Raw genomic sequence first — 16,434 nt, forward strand, 5'->3', positions numbered from 1 at the left:
GGATTACTCTGCCGCTTTACATGCTGCAACAGCTGGTGCAACAAGTTCAAGGCCTGTTTTATCACATTCAGGTAAAGCTGCATCAGACACTGCAATAGGTGTCACGCGTTCGCCCCATTTAATGTAACTCGCCGCCCACGTTAAACCTGCACCAAAGGCTGCTGACATAATGTTTGAGTTTGGCTTGATAAGGCCTTGCTCAACAGCTTCACAAATTGCAATCGCAATTGTTGCAGCAGACGTATTACCGTAGTCGGCAATGTTTACCATTACTTTTTCATCAACTACTTTCAAACGTTGCTGAATAGCTTGGATAATACGTAAATTGGCTTGGTGAGGAACTAATACGTCAATGTCATCAAGCTCTAACTGTGCTTGGTTCAGTACGTCGTCACAAGCTTCACTCATACCTTTAACAGCACGCTTGAAGATCTCGCGACCTTCGAATAATAAGTTAGACGGGCCAATTGGCTCGTACTTATTTAAATCGCTACCAAAGTTTTCGATGTGCAAGATATCGCGATCTTCACTGTCACACCCGGTTTTAGTCGCAAGTAAACCAGATGGTGTATCTGAAGCTTCTAAAACAACCGCACCAGCACCATCACCGAATAATACAGCACTGTCGCGACGCGCCCAGTTGATGTACCAAGTCATGCGCTCAGCAGCAATAACGACCGCTTTTTTGATCATGCCTGCACGAATTTGTGCCGTTGCTGCTTGTAATGCATATAAAAAGCCTGAACATGCAGCGTTAGTATCCATTGCTGCTGCGCCAACCGCACCAATATTTTTCTGCACTAAAGAGGCCGTATTTGCCACCATAGTTGATGGTGTACAAGTCGCAAGAAGTACAAGATCAATGTCTTTACCATCAACACCAGCACAAGCAAGCGCTTGCTTTGCGGCAACGGTTGCTAAATCGGCAGTAGAAACATGGCTGACACGGCGAGATTTGATGCCTGTACGTGTTGTGATCCATTCATCATTGGTATCAACAATATTGCTAATTTCATCATTGCTGATGCTTGCTGGTGGTATACATTTACCCCAGCCAGTAATTTGGGCATAAGACATAATGTGTTCTCTTTATGTGGTCAGACTTGTTAAATTTTTCCGAAGTTATATCAAAATTCACTTGTTAACACTAGTTCATTGCTGCGCTATGTCGTAAATAATGGCATTTACTCAGTATTTAAGTTAAACCTAGTATAAAAAAGAGGCGATTATGAAAAAAATAAACCTAAAAATAAGCACATTATCGGTACTATCTTTATTATCTACGTTTGCGGTTAATGCACAAACCACCATCATTCATGCTGGAAAGATGCTGGTAGGCACTGATCAAGATGTCAAAGAGCAGCAAACGCTGGTTATTGAAGACAATAAAATTGCCGCAATAAAAGCTGGTTTCCTAACTAAGCAGCAATTAAATCTTAGTGATGCAGATGTTATTGATTTAAAAAATCAGATGGTATTACCGGGTCTGATTGATATGCATGTTCATGTTACCTTTGAACGAGATGTAAAACGTAACCCACACCAATGGGCCACTGAATACGAAGCCGATTACGCTCTGCGTTCTCTAAAGTACTTACAACGTACGGTTGATGCAGGTTTTACCTCTGTGCGTGACCTAGGTAGCAGTTATCAAGTTATTTTCCCATTAAAACGAGCAGTTGAACGTGGCGACATTGTTGGTCCGCGCATTTTTGCTGCAGGCGATATGATCACACCAACCGGCGGTCACGGTGATATGCATGGCTATCGTCGTGATATCACCAAAGCGACAGAAGGGGGTGGCTTGGGTGTGTGTGATGGCGCAGCCGATTGTACTCGTGCAGTGCGCGATGTAATTAAAAGTGGTGCCGATGTAATTAAAATAACCGCCACAGGTGGTGTTTTAAGTAATACAGCGGCAGGGGTTAATCAGCAATTTACTGATGAAGAACTCAGTGCCATTGTAAACACAGCCCATCATTTAGGCCGCAAAGTGACCGCTCATGCTCATGGCACAGAAGGTATAAAAGCAGCACTTAGAGCAGGTGTTGATTCAATCGAGCATGGCTCTTTTTTAGATAAAGACACGGTTAAGCTTTTTAAAAAGCAAGACGCGTATTTAGTTCCAACCTTACTCGCTGGCGCAACAGTAAAAGAAGAAGTGCTAAATAACCCAAATATGCCAAAAGCAATTGCTGATAAGGTGGAAGTAGTTGCGCCAAAAATGGAAGCATCGTTTAAATTAGCGTTAAAAAACAAGGTTAAAATAGCCTTTGGTACAGATTCAGGCGTATCTAAGCATGGTGATAATGCTAAAGAGTTTGAGTTATTAGTTAAATACGGCATGACACCAAAGCAAGCAATTAAATCAGCCACCGTTGAAGCTGCTAAACTATTAGGTCAAAGTGATAACCTCGGTGACTTGAGTGTTGGTAAACAAGCAGATATTATCAGCGTGAATATGAATGTGCTTGATAACATTAGTGAACTTAGTCAGGTTCAGTTTGTTATGAAGGGCGGTAAAGTGCTCAAACAGTAAGGGTTACTATGGGCGGTAAAATTAAAGAGACGTTATTTAATCATTTAATTGATGCAGAGCGGCAGCTTCTTGAGCCAGAGGTACGTCAATCTGCTGAAGCGCTTGATGCATTACTTGATGATGATTTTATTGAAATAGCCGCTGATGGCACGTCATTTAATAAGTTCCAAGTTTTAACCCGCCTGCCAACTGAGGTAGTACCGCAGTTTTATAATCAACATTTTAAAGGCCGAATGCTCAGTGATGATATTGCACAGCTGAGCTATCAAGCGGCCTTTAGACGTTCAGCTCGCTCAGAGTTTAACTACTCAGTTCGTATGTCACTGTGGCGTTTTAATGGTAAACAATGGCAAATGGTGTTTCATCAAGGAACGCCTTGTGCTGTTTTTACAATTTCAATGGACGATGATTAAGCTTTAAAGAGTCCGTTATGCAAACCGATCCGGCGATCAGTCGCCTACTAATTTTAAGAAGCGCCGCAATCGCCGTGCAGTTTGTTGCTGTTATTGCGGTGTATTTTCTTTTTGAATACCAAATCCCCTTACTGCCTTTACTTGCTGTAATTTGTATTGAAGCAATCTTTCAGCTTTTAAGTATATTCGCTTACCGAAATGTCACGAAAGCAAGGCCAGCAGCTGTGTTGATGCAGCTTACAGCCGACTTATTGTTTTTAACTATTTTGCTTTCATTAAGTGGTGGGGCAACCAATGCATTTGTTTCGTTATTACTGTTACCGATAATGATAGCGGCGGTGACGGTTAATGCGAAAGGGCTTGCTTACACAGCAGTGCTGGCAATCGCCGCTTATAGTTTTTTACTGATAAAAATGCCCGAACACACCATGCACCAAATGCAGATGACTCATCATTTTATTGGTATGTGGATTAACTTTGTTATCAGCGCTATCGTTATTGCCTTTGTAATTGGCACATTAAACAGCACGTTAAGAGCCAGAGAAGCTATTATTTCCAATACCCGCGAGCAACAATTAAGGCATGAGCAATTATTAACGCTTGATGGCGCTGCCGCACAAGTAACGCACCAGCTAGCAACGCCAATAGCAAATTTACAGCTGTTATTTGAAGAGTTACAAGAGCAGCAAGCTGATGATCCCATAGTGCAAGAAATGGCTAAGCCATTAGCACAATGTAAAGAGCAGCTTGCTCATTTTAGGTCACTTTCAAATGCACTAAGAACCGGTAAAACACAACAGGTAATTAGCGCTAAAACACTGCAAAACACGATTCAAGATGCGATGACTCTGCATTTTCCGGAGCAAAGCTTACAGTGGCTAAATGACGCCCCTGATTGTTCGATTTTAAGTGATGCCATGCTGTTACCGGCTATTTTAAACTTGTTGCAAAACGCCGTATCGGCAAATAACCATAATCAGCAACACAACATTGAGGCTAAGTGGCAAATCGATAAGCAAACACTTTCATTGTCGTTACGTGATTTCGGTCAAGGGTTTAGCGAGCAACAAATGGCATCATTAGGTGGTCACCTCATGCCGAGTAGCGATGGTATGGGGATGGCAGTTATGCTTTCTAATGTAACCTTAGAGCGCTTAAATGGGTCATTAACACTAAGTAATCACCCACAGCAAGGCGCGATTGCGATGGTTAGTTTAAAAATTGTATGAAACTTTTAATTATTGAAGACGATGTAAACCTAGCCAGCACCCTTGCAAGGCGCTTTACAAAACAAGGCTTTACATGTGAGCTCGCTCATAACGCTAAGCAAGCTTTACATCAAATAACCACTTTTGAGGCAAGCCATTTTCTAGTGGATTTAAAACTCGGGGATGATAACGGCCTTGCGCTAATTAAACCTTTAAGAGAACAATTTCCTTCAGCGCGTATCGTATTGCTCACGGGGTTTGCAAGTATTGCCAGTGCAGTAGAAGCGATACGTTTAGGTGCTGATGACTACTTACCAAAGCCTGTCGATTTCAATTCATTATTAAAAACAATCTTGGGTGATGTTGAAGCTGGTGCCTCATCGGTAAACCCAGAGCCAAGCCAAATAATGTCGCCAGAGCGTCTTGAGTGGGAGCATATTCAACATGTATTGCATAGCAACAATGGTAATATCTCTGAAACTGCGCGCCAACTGAATATGCACAGAAGAACCCTACAACGTAAATTGCAGAAAAAACCAGTACAACACTAAATTGATTGTTTATTAAACTTAAATAATTCTGCGGTTAATCCTAAAGTATGGTTTAGATATTAATAGGTACAAAACTCAGCCTTTTTGATTTGCTGCATTGCTGATCCTTAACTAAAGTCAAATTAACCCTGTTAGTTGTATGAGTCTGGCGTATGCATTTTTCAGAACTTAATTACTTCGCGATCTTTTTTGCTGCCCTTGCATCTTTCTTATTGGGCGCTGTGTGGTATTCACCTTGGCTTTTTAAACGTATTTGGATGGAAAGTTGTGGTTTAACTGAGCTTGACCTACAGAGTATTAACCCAGTTATGGTGTTTGGCGGCAGCTTTGTTTTATGTTGTTTAATTGCATTTAGTTTATCGTTATTTATTGGCGCAAATGTCAATGTGGGAGTAGCTGTTGGCACAGGGTTTATTATTGGCTTGTGTTGGGTTAGCTGTGCCTTAGGTATTGGCTATATTTTTGAACAACGCCCATTAAAATTGTTCTTAGTTAATGCAAGTTATTCAATATTACAGTTTTCTGTTATCGGCTTAGTTTTGGGGCTCTGGCCTTAACATGTTAAGGTAAGGTTTTATTTTAGCAATGTAGTTGTAATGGCAAAACCAAACAAAAAAGGCCCGACCAAAACAGTCGATATTTTTTGCTCACAATGTAAAACCCAATTATTTAAATACCGCAAAGGCGGAAAAGGGGCATTGGTTAAATGTTTTGTTGAGCGTATTAGCCAAGATTTTACCAATGAAACAGGTATCTGCCCTGACTGCCAACGTCAATTCGCCCGCGAAACCATGATCCGCGGCGCACCTGCTCTAAAAATTATCGGTGGTAAGGTAACGCATAAGTAGATTAGTATTTGCCACATTTTGATGTTGAATTTAAAGGAAATTATTCACGGATGAAGAAGGTATTTTTATTTTTTGCACTTGTTTTTATTAGTGCCTGTAGTGATCAAATAGAAAATAAAGAAGACTGCATATCGCGGATTGAGTTTATTTGGCTAGCTGAAAGTAACAGAGATAAAAACCGAGTCATAGTAATTTTCATGAATGCATTCGTAACGGAATATACTGAAATTTACGGTCATTCTACTCCTCCTCCTAGCTCTTCAGTGCAAGATAATTCAGAATTTATTTATCTACAATATACAGATTTCTGTGAGGATAAGTACCGAATTACAAAGCACTTAACTGATAAGATCGTTGCTACCTATCCGAACTTACCTGAATTACTTGTCAGCAATCAAAAATTTAAGCCGAGTATTAATACTATTGATGTGGATGGCCCTTACTGGAAACATAATCAAGAAGGAAAAGATTAACTTGGTTAAACATGCATTTGCTGCTTTGCTTATGGTTTTTGGCACTTTTCCCATTTTGACTTCGTGTGGAGAGGTAGCTTCTCATACAAAAATAAACATCAATGAATATGTGTTCGTAAGAGCAATAAACCCGAGCGATAACCTTTACAAATATGGCGCATTTAGACTTAAGCCTATAAAAAATGAAGCTAATGTCGTCCAATTTGATTGGATTACTGTCGAGTACCCAAACACCATATTGAAAATAGAAAGTGACACTACTCATTTAGGCAAATCATCCTTTTATGTGGCAGATGGTCTAAAGTTTGATGTTTTTTACCTTTCTTTATCTATTGCTGATCAAGCCTCTTTGTGGGTAAATGAAGTCCCTGCGGAGTTTAAAACCATGTATACCACTGAATTTTGTCAATCATCTTTGACAAAGCTAGAGCAGCTTAACCATGAAGATCTGAGTATTTGCTTTGAGTAAATATTAACTGTAATTAAAATACGGACATTTATCCTCGTTTATCCCTCATGCTCTGGTACTATTGACCGGTTTGCTGTTTCAATGAATGAAAACAACCCTCCCCATGGATTGGGCCAGTTGTATGGGTATAAACACATGAACAAAATGGATTCACGCACGTGATAGCACTTTTATTTGATATTATTGGCATGACAGGCACATTCTTAGTGGTTGGTGCTTTCTTTTTATTACAACTGAATAAAGCATCGCCAACCGGCCTTGTGTATAACATGATGAACTTAACAGGCGCGATTCTGTTACTAATTAGTCTTTGTTATAACTTTAACCTTGCTAGTTTTGTTATCGAAATTTTCTGGATAGCGGCGTCACTTATAGGTTTATATAAGTACATCAAGGCAAAGCGTACTGGTAATGTTGAAACAGCTTAATTAAGCTTAGCTCAATAAAATTAAAACCCATTTTTATCTGAAAGTGGGTTTTTTTGTATCCACTACCGAGAACTCTTCAACTAAAACTATAAAAACATTGCAAGCTTGCCAATCTTTTGTATTAATAGTGTAAACAAGGTGTTGCTTTTGCAGCATAGGCTATTAGTACAGGTATCTCGCAGCGTGAAGCTTTTAAGATGTTCAGCACTTTTTTCAATTGCAGTTGCCTCAACCATTCCACTGGTTGCAAACGCGACTGATGAGCAAGACTTATTCTCTTTAAGTTTTGAAGACTTACTTAATGTACAAGTCGATATTGCTAGTAAAACCAGCGAAACCCTGTCATCTGTTCCCTCGACAATGAGTGTATTTAGCCGTAAACAAATTCAAGCCCTTGGTGTTGATAACGCCTATGAGGTAATGAATTTTGTGCCAGGTATGCAATCTACCCGTGGCGATTGGGTTGGTGCCGTGCCTAAAGATCATGCTCGAGGTGTATACCTTGATAGCGGTAATGTACTGGTGATGATCAATGGTGAGCGTGTCAATGAATCATCATTTGGTAAAGCTTCTGTTTACATGCCTTATATACCTATTGAAGTCATTGAAAAAATAGAGTTTATTCGCGGTCCAGGATCGGCGCTCTATGGCAGTAATGCGTTTTTAGGGGTGATGAATATTGTTACCTCTAAAGAACGAAACGCACTGCAGCTTGTGGTTGGCAACAATGGTCGCTATGGGGCAACAGGGCAGTTTAATATCTCTTTAAGTGATGATAGTGCTCTCTTTGCGAGTTTTTCGTATGATCAAAAAGACGGCGAAAGCTATCCGCAGGGTGTAAAAGACCCTCTTGAAGCAATATACCTAGAAGCAGGTGTTGATTACAAAAAGCTGCAATTACGTGCTCGTTACAACGAAACATCCCTCGATGAATTTTTAAACCTTGCTGGCTATTCAACACAAAATCAACACACCAGTGATAACACCTTTGTTGGCATTAAATATAACTGGATTAATAACGATAAGTTAAAGCTGGATTCTAGTTACTCGTACACTAAACATAATATCTCAAGTGCAGGTTTAATCGCTGCTTTTGATGATATACCTGACTTTTTACTTGGCCCAGCTTGGCAAACAACCGATAGCAAATTTGAAACTGAACTGAGTTATCAATTTGATAATCAATGGCAGCTTGCCGCGGGTATAGAATACGCAGAGGCTAAACAAGTCGAAGCTGGGGTACGTACTAATTACTATGATGATGAGTCGATGTTAGTCATTATTGACCCCGCTTATTATCAGCAAGGGATTGTGACTGTGATGGACTTTCCTGAATTTGCATCACTTAAATATACCTTCGAAACATATAGCGCCTACGGGCAGTTAAAAATACCTTATTCAGATGCACTTACTTTATTTGTAGGGGCGCGCTATGACGATGTGAAAGACATCGACAGTAAACTTTCGCCTCGCCTTGCGGGCGTTTATGTAATAAACACAGAGCATACCGTAAAAGTGCAATATGGCGAATCGTTCAGAACCCCGGTTACTAATGAGCTTTTTTCAAATGATGATGTCACCGTAGGTAACCCATCACTTCGCTCTGAATCGGTCAAAACCACTGAGCTTGTTTGGCATTATCAAACCTCAGAGTTACAAGCTAATGCGGTGCTTTTTTATAATGAACTCAATGATTTTATAAATATTGAGCCAACGCAATCTAATGATGCCTTGTTTACTTTTACAAATTCATTTAATACTCAAAACAGTGGTATTGAGCTTGATGGTACTTGGCAATCAAGTAAAGAGTTCTCTGTAACAGGTACCTATACGCAATACTTTGAAGACCCAATTAATGCGAGCTTTAAGCGTTTTGCGAGCTTAGTGAGTAGTTATAATTTATCTGATAGCTGGCAAGTGAGTTTAAACCTATTGTGGCGTGATAAAGTAGAGGTAAGTTCAGTTACCGGTGCTCACTTTAAACAGTCTGCCTATAGCTTATTGGGTGGCAGCTTAAAATGGCAGTTAAACGCCAACAGTCAACTAATGCTTAAAGCAGAAAACCTGTTAGGTAAAAAATATAATGTGTTTGATCCACGAATGGACAATGGCGCTGTAGCTGGTACAACCGAAGATTTATCGTTACACTACCAGTTCAATTTCTAGTTGCGCTGCTCTCAAAGGTTTGAATGTCGTCATTAAGTAAAAAGTTAGTTATTGCAGGTGCAATGCTTTTATTGCTGCTTGTATTAGTTTTTTACGTTGGACGCGCTCACGACTATCAACAAGCAGAGCAACAAAGCCGTGTTCAAGCTACTCAGCTAAGTCATTATTTTTCAAGCGAATTAGCCCGATTTAAAACAATTCCTACCCTAGTTAGTGCCAATGATTTAGTTAAATCTTTTGTGGTTAAGCAAGGTATAGGCGAGCAGGCTGTTAATTATTATTTAGAAGATATACAACGTGCCAGTGGTGCATCAGATGTCTATTTAATGGATTTAACAGGCTCGGTGGTGGCAAGTAGTAACTGGCAAGTTGATTATACCTTTTTGGGTAGTAACTTTGCTTTTCGACCTTATTTTTATTTAGCCAAGCAAGGTGAAAAAGTAGCTTATTTTGCTTTAGGTATGCGCTCAAGTGAGCGGGGCATTTACTTTTCAGAGCCGGTTATTGATAAAGGCAAAGTTATTGCCGTTGTCACTTTAAAAGTGAATGCTAAAAAGTTTGAACAAGACCGCCAGCTACTAAATGCATCAGACAGCACCCACTTTTATATTGCACTAGAAGATAGCGTTATTGTGATGTCAGACGTTGAGGACTGGCGTTTAAAGTCACTTGAATCGCTTAACGACGAACAAATGGCTGCTTTGGTTAAGTCGCGCCGATACTTGTCTCATAAACCAAGTTTACTTAATCATAATCATAAGCCTTTAAGTGAACAAACCGCACAGCAAAACATTCAGCTTAATGACAAGCAAGCGCGCTTTATTAGCGCCACCGAAACAATAGACATTATAAACGCTAAAGCCAGTGTGCTGGTGGATGTGACTAATGTTGAGCTTGCACAAATACCTCGGCTGCTTTGGTTTAGTGTGTTTTATGCTATTGCTGTTGTGCTTATTCATATGGCGATGGTGCGCTTTGCGGGCTACAAAAAGCTCTTGTTTTCAAGACATAGCCTTGAGCAAGAAGTAATTGAACGGACCCAAGCGCTCGAAAAAGCGCAAAAAGCACTGATCCAAACAGCTAAGCTTGCAACGATAGGTCAATTAAGTGCGGGCATTAACCATGAGATCAATCAGCCCTTAAGTGCCATGAACACTTATTTAGTAAGTGCAAAGAGGCTACTTATTAAAGGCAATATTGAGCAAGCCAGCGAAAATTTAGTGTTGGTGCAATCTCTAATAGAGCGTGTTCACAAAATTGTCGCTCAGCTTAAGCATTTTAGTAAACCCGCACAAACTCAACTTAGGCAGCAAAGCTTAGCGAGCATGTTAAAAAATGCGTTAATGATCGCCAGCGCCCAGTTAAAGCAAGACGATATCGAGGTAAAAGCTGCTGATATTGACGCAAACATAACGGTGTGGGTCGACAGCGTTAAGTTTGAACAAGTCTTGGTAAATGTGATCACCAATGCCAGCCAAGCAATGAGTGAATCTGAAAAGCGCGAATTGAGTTTCGACCTCGAACTATTCGACGACCGAGTGAAGCTATCAATTCTTGATACAGGCCCAGGTATTGATCAACACGCATTAGGTAATATATTTGAGCCATTTTACAGTACAAAAACCAGCAACGGTTTAGGTTTGGGTTTATCTATTTCACGACAAATAATCGACTCATTTAACGGTCGATTATCGGCGCATAACCGCCCTGAAGGCGGCGCACAATTTATAATAACCTTACAAACAAATAAGGAACCATCATGAGTGTAGTTGCAGCGACCTGTAATCAGGTAATCGTTATTGATGACGAAGCGGTGATACGCGATTCATTAAAGCAACTCCTTGAGATTGAAGGTTATCAAGTTCAGTGTTTTAGTGAGCCTACAGCGGCACTGTCAAAATTGAGTCGTCGCTTTGAGGGAATTGTATTAAGCGACATAAACATGCCAAAAATGGACGGTTTGGCATTTTTAGAACAAGTTAAGGCATTTGATAGTGAACTGCCGGTTATTTTCCTGACTGGCTTTGCTGATGTATCTGTAGCCGTTAAAGCTATGCAACTAGGCGCTTATGATTTATTCGAAAAGCCACTGACAGAGCAATTGTTAGACTGTATCGCGCGCGCTTCAGAAAAACGTGCTTTAGTGATGGAAAACCGAGCCTTAAAAATTGCTGTAGAAAAAACCTCTGCGCCCGGTGTGCGAATTTTAGGTGAAACTGAGCAAATGCAACAAATGATGCATTTACTCAATGCAGTTATCGATACTCCCGCTGATGTTTTAATAGAGGGTGAAACAGGCACAGGTAAGGAGTTAGTTGCCCGTTACTTGCACGATCAAAGTAACAGATCAGCGGCTAATTTTGTTGCCATAAACTGCGGCGCAATCCCCGAACAGCTCATCGAAAGCGAACTCTTTGGTGCAGCCAGTGGCGCATATACAGGTGCTACGCAATCTCGCCAAGGTAAATTTGAATTTGCTAAAGGCGGTACTGTCTTTTTAGATGAAATAGAGTCAACGCCTGCAAGTTTACAAGTAAAGTTATTAAGGGTGCTTGAAGAGCGTAAAGTAACGCCTGTAGGTGATAACCACGCTATTGATTTAGACGTGCGTATAGTTGCAGCTACAAAAGTAGACTTAATGACCCTGGTCGAAGCAGGGGAGTTTAGAGCCGATTTATATTACCGCTTAAACTTAGTTAAAGTGAGTATTCCGGCATTACGAGACAGAAAGGCCGATATTCCACTGTTGTTTAAACATTTTAGCTCGATAGCGGCGACACGTTTTCATAAACCACCAGCACCTTTAAGTAGCGAAGCAAAGCAGCGACTCCTTGCCTACGATTGGCCGGGTAATGTGCGAGAGCTTAGAAATCAGGCCGAACGTGCGGTATTGCTTGGCTCTGATCTGGCCTTTGCCTCGTACAGCGATACAAACAGTGACAACGAGCTTGCTCAAGACTTAAGCCTTGCGGAGAAAATTAGTTTTTATGAGCAATCACTTATCGAAGAAGCGCTCGAGCGTAATAACGGCAGCATAAAAGAGACTATGGCTACATTACAAATTGCTCGTAAAACCCTTTATGACAAGATGACCAAGTACGGTATTAATCGTGAAATGTTCAAAGACTAAGCAACCCTTTCATATTAAACTCTTCATAATGGGTGGAACTGGTGACAGCATATTTTTAAAAATGTGTGGATATCCACCCATAAAAAACAGCTCCTTTTACGTCAATAAAGTTAATTCACTGTTATTTAACAGCTTTTTTAAAATTAACTAAGTTGGCAACCAACTTGCCTTAATAGTTAGGAACAACAATTTGAACCTAATAAGGGGCGCATAATGACAACAATATTCACTCATACAAAAACACGCGTAGCGGCGGCTGTGATTTTAGCGAGCACAGCTGGCTCAGCAATGGCAGCAGACTATGCGGTATACGGTAAAGCAGAAGTTCAAATAGCAAACACAGATACAGGCGTTATGCGTTATGCAGATGAAGGTACGCAAATAGAAGCACCTTTTTCTCGTATTGGTATTAAAGGTAGCCACAAACTAACTGAGTCACTTAAAGCAGTATTCAAATACGAAGTACAAGTAAAAGGCTTTGAGCATGACGATACCAGCGAGCCATTTTCAGCTCGTAATACTTACTTAGGCCTTGCAGGTGATTTTGGTGAAGTGGTTGTCGGTCGTAACGACACTCGTTTTAAATACTCAGAAGGTAAAGTAGACGGTTTTAACGAAACCCAAGCTGATATTGCACAGCTGATCCCAGGTCAAGACCGTATCGGTGATACCATTACCTACAGCTCTAAAACATACGGTGGCGCATCACTTGCACTAACTTATGCACCAAAAGATGACAGTAGCAACGATGAAGATGGTTTTGCGGCAACGGTTATTTATGGTGACCGTGCATTAAAATCAAAAGACTACTATGTTGCTATCAGCCATGTTGATGCACTCAATAAGTTAACAGCAAGCCGTGTGGTTGCAGCATGGAAACTTGATAACCTACAGTTAGCGGGTTTATTCCAGCGCAGCGAATCAACCGACGGTACGAAAGAAGGCAATGGCTATGCACTTAGCGCAAGCTATGCAATCGATAAATGGGTACCTAAGCTACAATATGTTAAAGACGACTCAAAAATTCGCCATGCTGAAGAAGGTAAACAATGGACAGCAGGTGTTGACTATGTTTTTGATAAACAAACCACAGCATACTTACTCTATACTGATTTAGATTTAGAACTTGAATCAGATAACAGCGTTGCAATTGGCCTTAAATACAAGTTCTAAGGAGTCGGTATGTCATTAGTAAATCAAACAAAAGATGGCTCACAGCCACGCCCATTAATGAGCACAGTAATGTTACTGCTTGGCCCATTAGTGATGTTATTAACTTGCTTAATCGATCCACCAGCGGGTATGAGTGTATCAGCACTACGTACCGCAGGCCTTGCATTTTGGATGGCTTCTTGGTGGGTAAGCGAAGTTGTGCCAATTCCTGCTACTTCATTATTGCCACTGGTTATATCACCTCTTGCTGGCATTGCAGCAATCAAAGGGGTCGCGTCACCTTATGCACACCCTTTGATCTTTTTATTCTTAGGCGGCTTTTTGATCTCAATCGCGATGGAGCGTTGGGGTTTACATAAGCGTATTGCGCTTAATACCATGCTTCGTGCTGGTACTAAGCCAAGCCTACAAATTTTAGCCATGATGTTAGTAACGGCATTTTTATCAATGTGGATGTCAAACACAGCAACCGCTGTGATGATGTTACCAATTGCTATGTCGATTACTATGTTGGTTAAACAGTCTAACCCTGAAAATGATCAATTTGGTAAAGCATTATTATTATCAATCGCTTATGGTGCAAGTATCGGCGGTATAGCAACCTTAATTGGTACCCCACCAAATGCACTTATGGCTGCGTATTTATCAGACAGCTACAAAATTGATATTGGCTTTGCTGAGTGGATGAAAGTAGGTGTACCACTTGCAACTGTTATGCTGGCTTTATGTTGGGTTTGGTTAACTAAGTTTGCTTATAAAGTAGATACAGATTGCGCCAAAGCAGCAAGTAAAGATACTAAATCGTTATTCTTGTCGCAGTTACAAGAGCTTGGTGCAATGCAGCGCGCTGAAAAAGGCGTAGCAGCCGTGTTCGTTTTAGCGGCATTATGCTGGATCTTCAGACCTGTACTTGCCGACTTATCGGGCTTAAAAATCTCTGATACGGGTATTGCTATTGCTGCAGCATTATTATTGTTCGTGTTACCGGCAAACAAAGGTGATGGTGAGCGTATTCTTGATTGGGAAAGTGCCGCTAAAGTACCGTGGGGCGTGTTGCTTCTATTCGGTGGTGGTTTAACACTGGCTGCGCAAATCAAATCATCTGGTCTTGCTGAATATATTGCTCACATGATTGAAGGGGCGAGTGCAATTCCATTGGTGTTAAGTGTTCTAGCAGTGGCAACCTTAATCACTTTCTTAACTGAGATCACCAGTAACACAGCTACAGCGGCAGGTTTCTTACCACTATTAGGCCCAGTTGCTGAGTCAGTATTTGGTACACCGCTGGTATGGGTCATTCCTGCGGCTATTGCGTGTAGCTGTGCGTTCATGATGCCAGTTGCGACACCGCCTAATGCGATAGTATTTGGCTCTGGGCAAATTCAAATGCGCGATATGATCCGCTCTGGATTTGCACTGAACATAATTGCTATTGCGATGATCACGGTAGTGACCATGACTATTGCCGCAGCGGTATTTGGTTTTTAGTTAAGCCTTTAAGTTTTCAATCTATTCCAACCAATAACAGCGCTCACTATGAGCGCTGTTTTTACATTTATAAAGTTGCTCAGATAAATATAGCTGGTTATAGTGGCTAAAATCGTTTATCAAGAGATGATGTTTTGACTGATATACACGCACAATTACAGAGTGAATTTATAAAACTCAATGACGCCTTTTTGGCCGAGCCTTATTTAGCTATTGATCAGCGTATAAAGCTTTTAAAAACGATTAAATCCCGCCTAATTGAAAATGAGCAAGCCCTTGTAGCAGCAACAAGTAAAGATTTTGGTTACCGTACCGAGTTCGATACGGTACTGGGTGACTTATTGCCAACAGTAAAGTCATTAACAGATACCATAAAGCGCTTACCTAAATGGTCACGAAACGAATCACGCAGTGTGGGTATCAGTTTATGGCCTTCATCGGCACATATTCATTACCAACCTAAAGGAGTCGTGGGTGTTATTGCGCCGTGGAATTACCCCATTCAATTAGCATTAGTACCGGCTCTTAGCGCATTAGCGGCGGGTAACCGCGTGATGTTAAAACTAAGCGAATTTACCCCACATACCAATGCTGTTATTAAGCAAATAATGGACGGTGACGTTGCTGAGCACTGTATTATTGTTGAAGGCGAAGCCGACACTGCCGCCTCTTTTTGTTATTTACCTTTTGCTCATTTGCTATTTACTGGCTCAACTTCAGTAGGGCGTAAAGTGATGCAAGCGGCCAGTAAAAACCTCACCCCAGTGACCCTTGAGTTAGGCGGTAAATCACCGGTTGTGATTCTTGATGATGTGAATATCAAAGAGGCTGCAAAAACCCTGTTATTTGGCAAGTTAAACAATGCAGGGCAAATATGTGTTGCTCCTGATTATGTGTTTGTGCCCAAAAAGCTTGAACATCAGTTAGTATTACAGCTTAGTGAGCTGTATAAAAAGCACTTTAAACAAGGTGTTGAAGGTAAGAACCTCACCTCTATTGTCTCTGATAAACAATATCAACGTTTAATTGCGACATTAAATGATGCAAAAGACAAAGGTGCTCAAGTGTTTGAGCCAATAGAAGGGCATCAAGTCGATGAACTTAAACATCGCATGGGTTTGCATATTTTAACGCAACTAAATGACGATATGCGGGTAATGCAAGAAGAGATCTTTGGCCCTTTACTGCCAATTATGAGTTATGAATCACTGCAACAGGTGATTGACACTATCAATGCCGATTCATCACCGCTTGCCTTGTATATTTTGGGTCATGACAAAGACAAAATCAGTAAGTTAAGTTCATCAATCAGAAGTGGTACATTGGCAATTAACGATGTATTGATGCAGGTAACAGCAGATCAGTTACCATTTGGTGGTATTGGTGAGTCAGGGATGGGGCACTATCATGGTATTGAGGGCTTTAAAACCTTTAGCCACGCACGAAATACCCTAGTATCAGGTAAGTTTAATCCACGTACCAGCTTATTGTTAAAGCAAAATAAGTTGCTGATCAAATTATTAAAATGGATGTACTTGCGCCGTTAAG

The 16,434-nt window shown here is 40.8% G+C and carries 16 protein-coding genes; 15 read left to right on the forward strand and 1 reads right to left on the reverse strand.

Going from position 1 to position 16,434, the window contains the following annotated elements:
* Positions 1 to 3 precede the first annotated feature (3 nt).
* Positions 4 to 1,077 (reverse strand): ketoacyl-ACP synthase III, encoded by a 1,074-nt coding sequence (locus tag MTF66_RS00745; RefSeq protein WP_248525978.1) that lies wholly within the window; start codon positions 1,075 to 1,077, stop codon positions 4 to 6.
* Between the two features lie 151 nt (positions 1,078 to 1,228).
* Here MTF66_RS00745 and MTF66_RS00750 point away from each other — a divergent pair, with 151 nt between their 5' ends.
* From MTF66_RS00750 to MTF66_RS00820, 15 genes are all read left to right on the forward strand, one after another.
* Entirely contained in the window at positions 1,229 to 2,539 is a 1,311-nt protein-coding gene (locus MTF66_RS00750; RefSeq protein WP_248525979.1) for an amidohydrolase family protein, read from the forward strand.
* Positions 2,540 to 2,547: 8 nt separating this feature from the next.
* Complete coding sequence (locus MTF66_RS00755) at positions 2,548 to 2,952, forward strand: DUF4440 domain-containing protein (RefSeq protein WP_054563972.1); 405 nt, start codon at positions 2,548 to 2,550, stop codon at positions 2,950 to 2,952.
* Between the two features lie 17 nt (positions 2,953 to 2,969).
* Positions 2,970 to 4,181 carry a HAMP domain-containing sensor histidine kinase gene (locus MTF66_RS00760; RefSeq protein ID WP_248525980.1) on the forward strand — a complete coding sequence of 404 codons (1,212 nt, stop codon included), beginning with the start codon at positions 2,970 to 2,972 and terminating at the stop codon, positions 4,179 to 4,181.
* A complete protein-coding gene (locus tag MTF66_RS00765) occupies positions 4,178 to 4,711 on the forward strand; it encodes a response regulator transcription factor (RefSeq protein ID WP_248525981.1) in 534 nt (177 codons plus the stop codon). The genes MTF66_RS00760 and MTF66_RS00765 overlap by 4 nt, the downstream gene beginning before the upstream one ends.
* A 152-nt stretch (positions 4,712 to 4,863) precedes the next feature.
* Positions 4,864 to 5,268 (forward strand): DUF1761 domain-containing protein, encoded by a 405-nt coding sequence (locus MTF66_RS00770; protein WP_054563975.1) that lies wholly within the window; start codon positions 4,864 to 4,866, stop codon positions 5,266 to 5,268.
* Positions 5,269 to 5,307: 39 nt separating this feature from the next.
* Positions 5,308 to 5,559, forward strand: coding sequence for a hypothetical protein (locus MTF66_RS00775; protein ID WP_054563976.1), 252 nt, complete (start codon positions 5,308 to 5,310; stop codon positions 5,557 to 5,559).
* A gap of 50 nt (positions 5,560 to 5,609) precedes the next feature.
* A complete protein-coding gene (locus MTF66_RS00780; RefSeq protein ID WP_248525982.1) occupies positions 5,610 to 6,032 on the forward strand; it encodes a hypothetical protein in 423 nt (140 codons plus the stop codon).
* Position 6,033: 1 nt separating this feature from the next.
* Complete coding sequence (locus tag MTF66_RS00785; RefSeq protein ID WP_248525983.1) at positions 6,034 to 6,501, forward strand: hypothetical protein; 468 nt, start codon at positions 6,034 to 6,036, stop codon at positions 6,499 to 6,501.
* Positions 6,502 to 6,659: 158 nt separating this feature from the next.
* Positions 6,660 to 6,929, forward strand: a complete 270-nt coding sequence (locus MTF66_RS00790) for a hypothetical protein (protein WP_054552127.1) — start codon at positions 6,660 to 6,662, stop codon at positions 6,927 to 6,929.
* 183 nt (positions 6,930 to 7,112) lie between these two features.
* On the forward strand, positions 7,113 to 9,095 hold the full coding sequence (locus tag MTF66_RS00795) for a TonB-dependent receptor domain-containing protein (protein WP_248525985.1): 1,983 nt from the start codon (positions 7,113 to 7,115) through the stop codon (positions 9,093 to 9,095).
* Positions 9,096 to 9,118: 23 nt separating this feature from the next.
* The gene (locus tag MTF66_RS00800; protein WP_248525987.1) at positions 9,119 to 10,858 is read left to right on the forward strand and encodes an ATP-binding protein; all 1,740 of its coding nucleotides are present in this window, start codon (positions 9,119 to 9,121) and stop codon (positions 10,856 to 10,858) included.
* The gene (locus MTF66_RS00805) at positions 10,855 to 12,225 is read left to right on the forward strand and encodes a sigma-54 dependent transcriptional regulator (protein WP_248525989.1); all 1,371 of its coding nucleotides are present in this window, start codon (positions 10,855 to 10,857) and stop codon (positions 12,223 to 12,225) included. The genes MTF66_RS00800 and MTF66_RS00805 overlap by 4 nt, the downstream gene beginning before the upstream one ends.
* A gap of 213 nt (positions 12,226 to 12,438) precedes the next feature.
* Positions 12,439 to 13,398: a porin gene (locus tag MTF66_RS00810; RefSeq protein WP_248525991.1), complete on the forward strand. Its 960-nt coding sequence runs from the start codon at positions 12,439 to 12,441 to the stop codon at positions 13,396 to 13,398.
* Positions 13,399 to 13,455: 57 nt separating this feature from the next.
* Entirely contained in the window at positions 13,456 to 14,886 is a 1,431-nt protein-coding gene (locus tag MTF66_RS00815; protein ID WP_248526479.1) for an SLC13 family permease, read from the forward strand.
* Positions 14,887 to 15,020: 134 nt separating this feature from the next.
* A complete protein-coding gene (locus MTF66_RS00820) occupies positions 15,021 to 16,433 on the forward strand; it encodes a coniferyl aldehyde dehydrogenase (protein WP_248525993.1) in 1,413 nt (470 codons plus the stop codon).
* Position 16,434 lies beyond the last annotated feature (1 nt).

It is taken from the genome of Pseudoalteromonas sp. 2CM39R, from assembly GCF_023161845.1.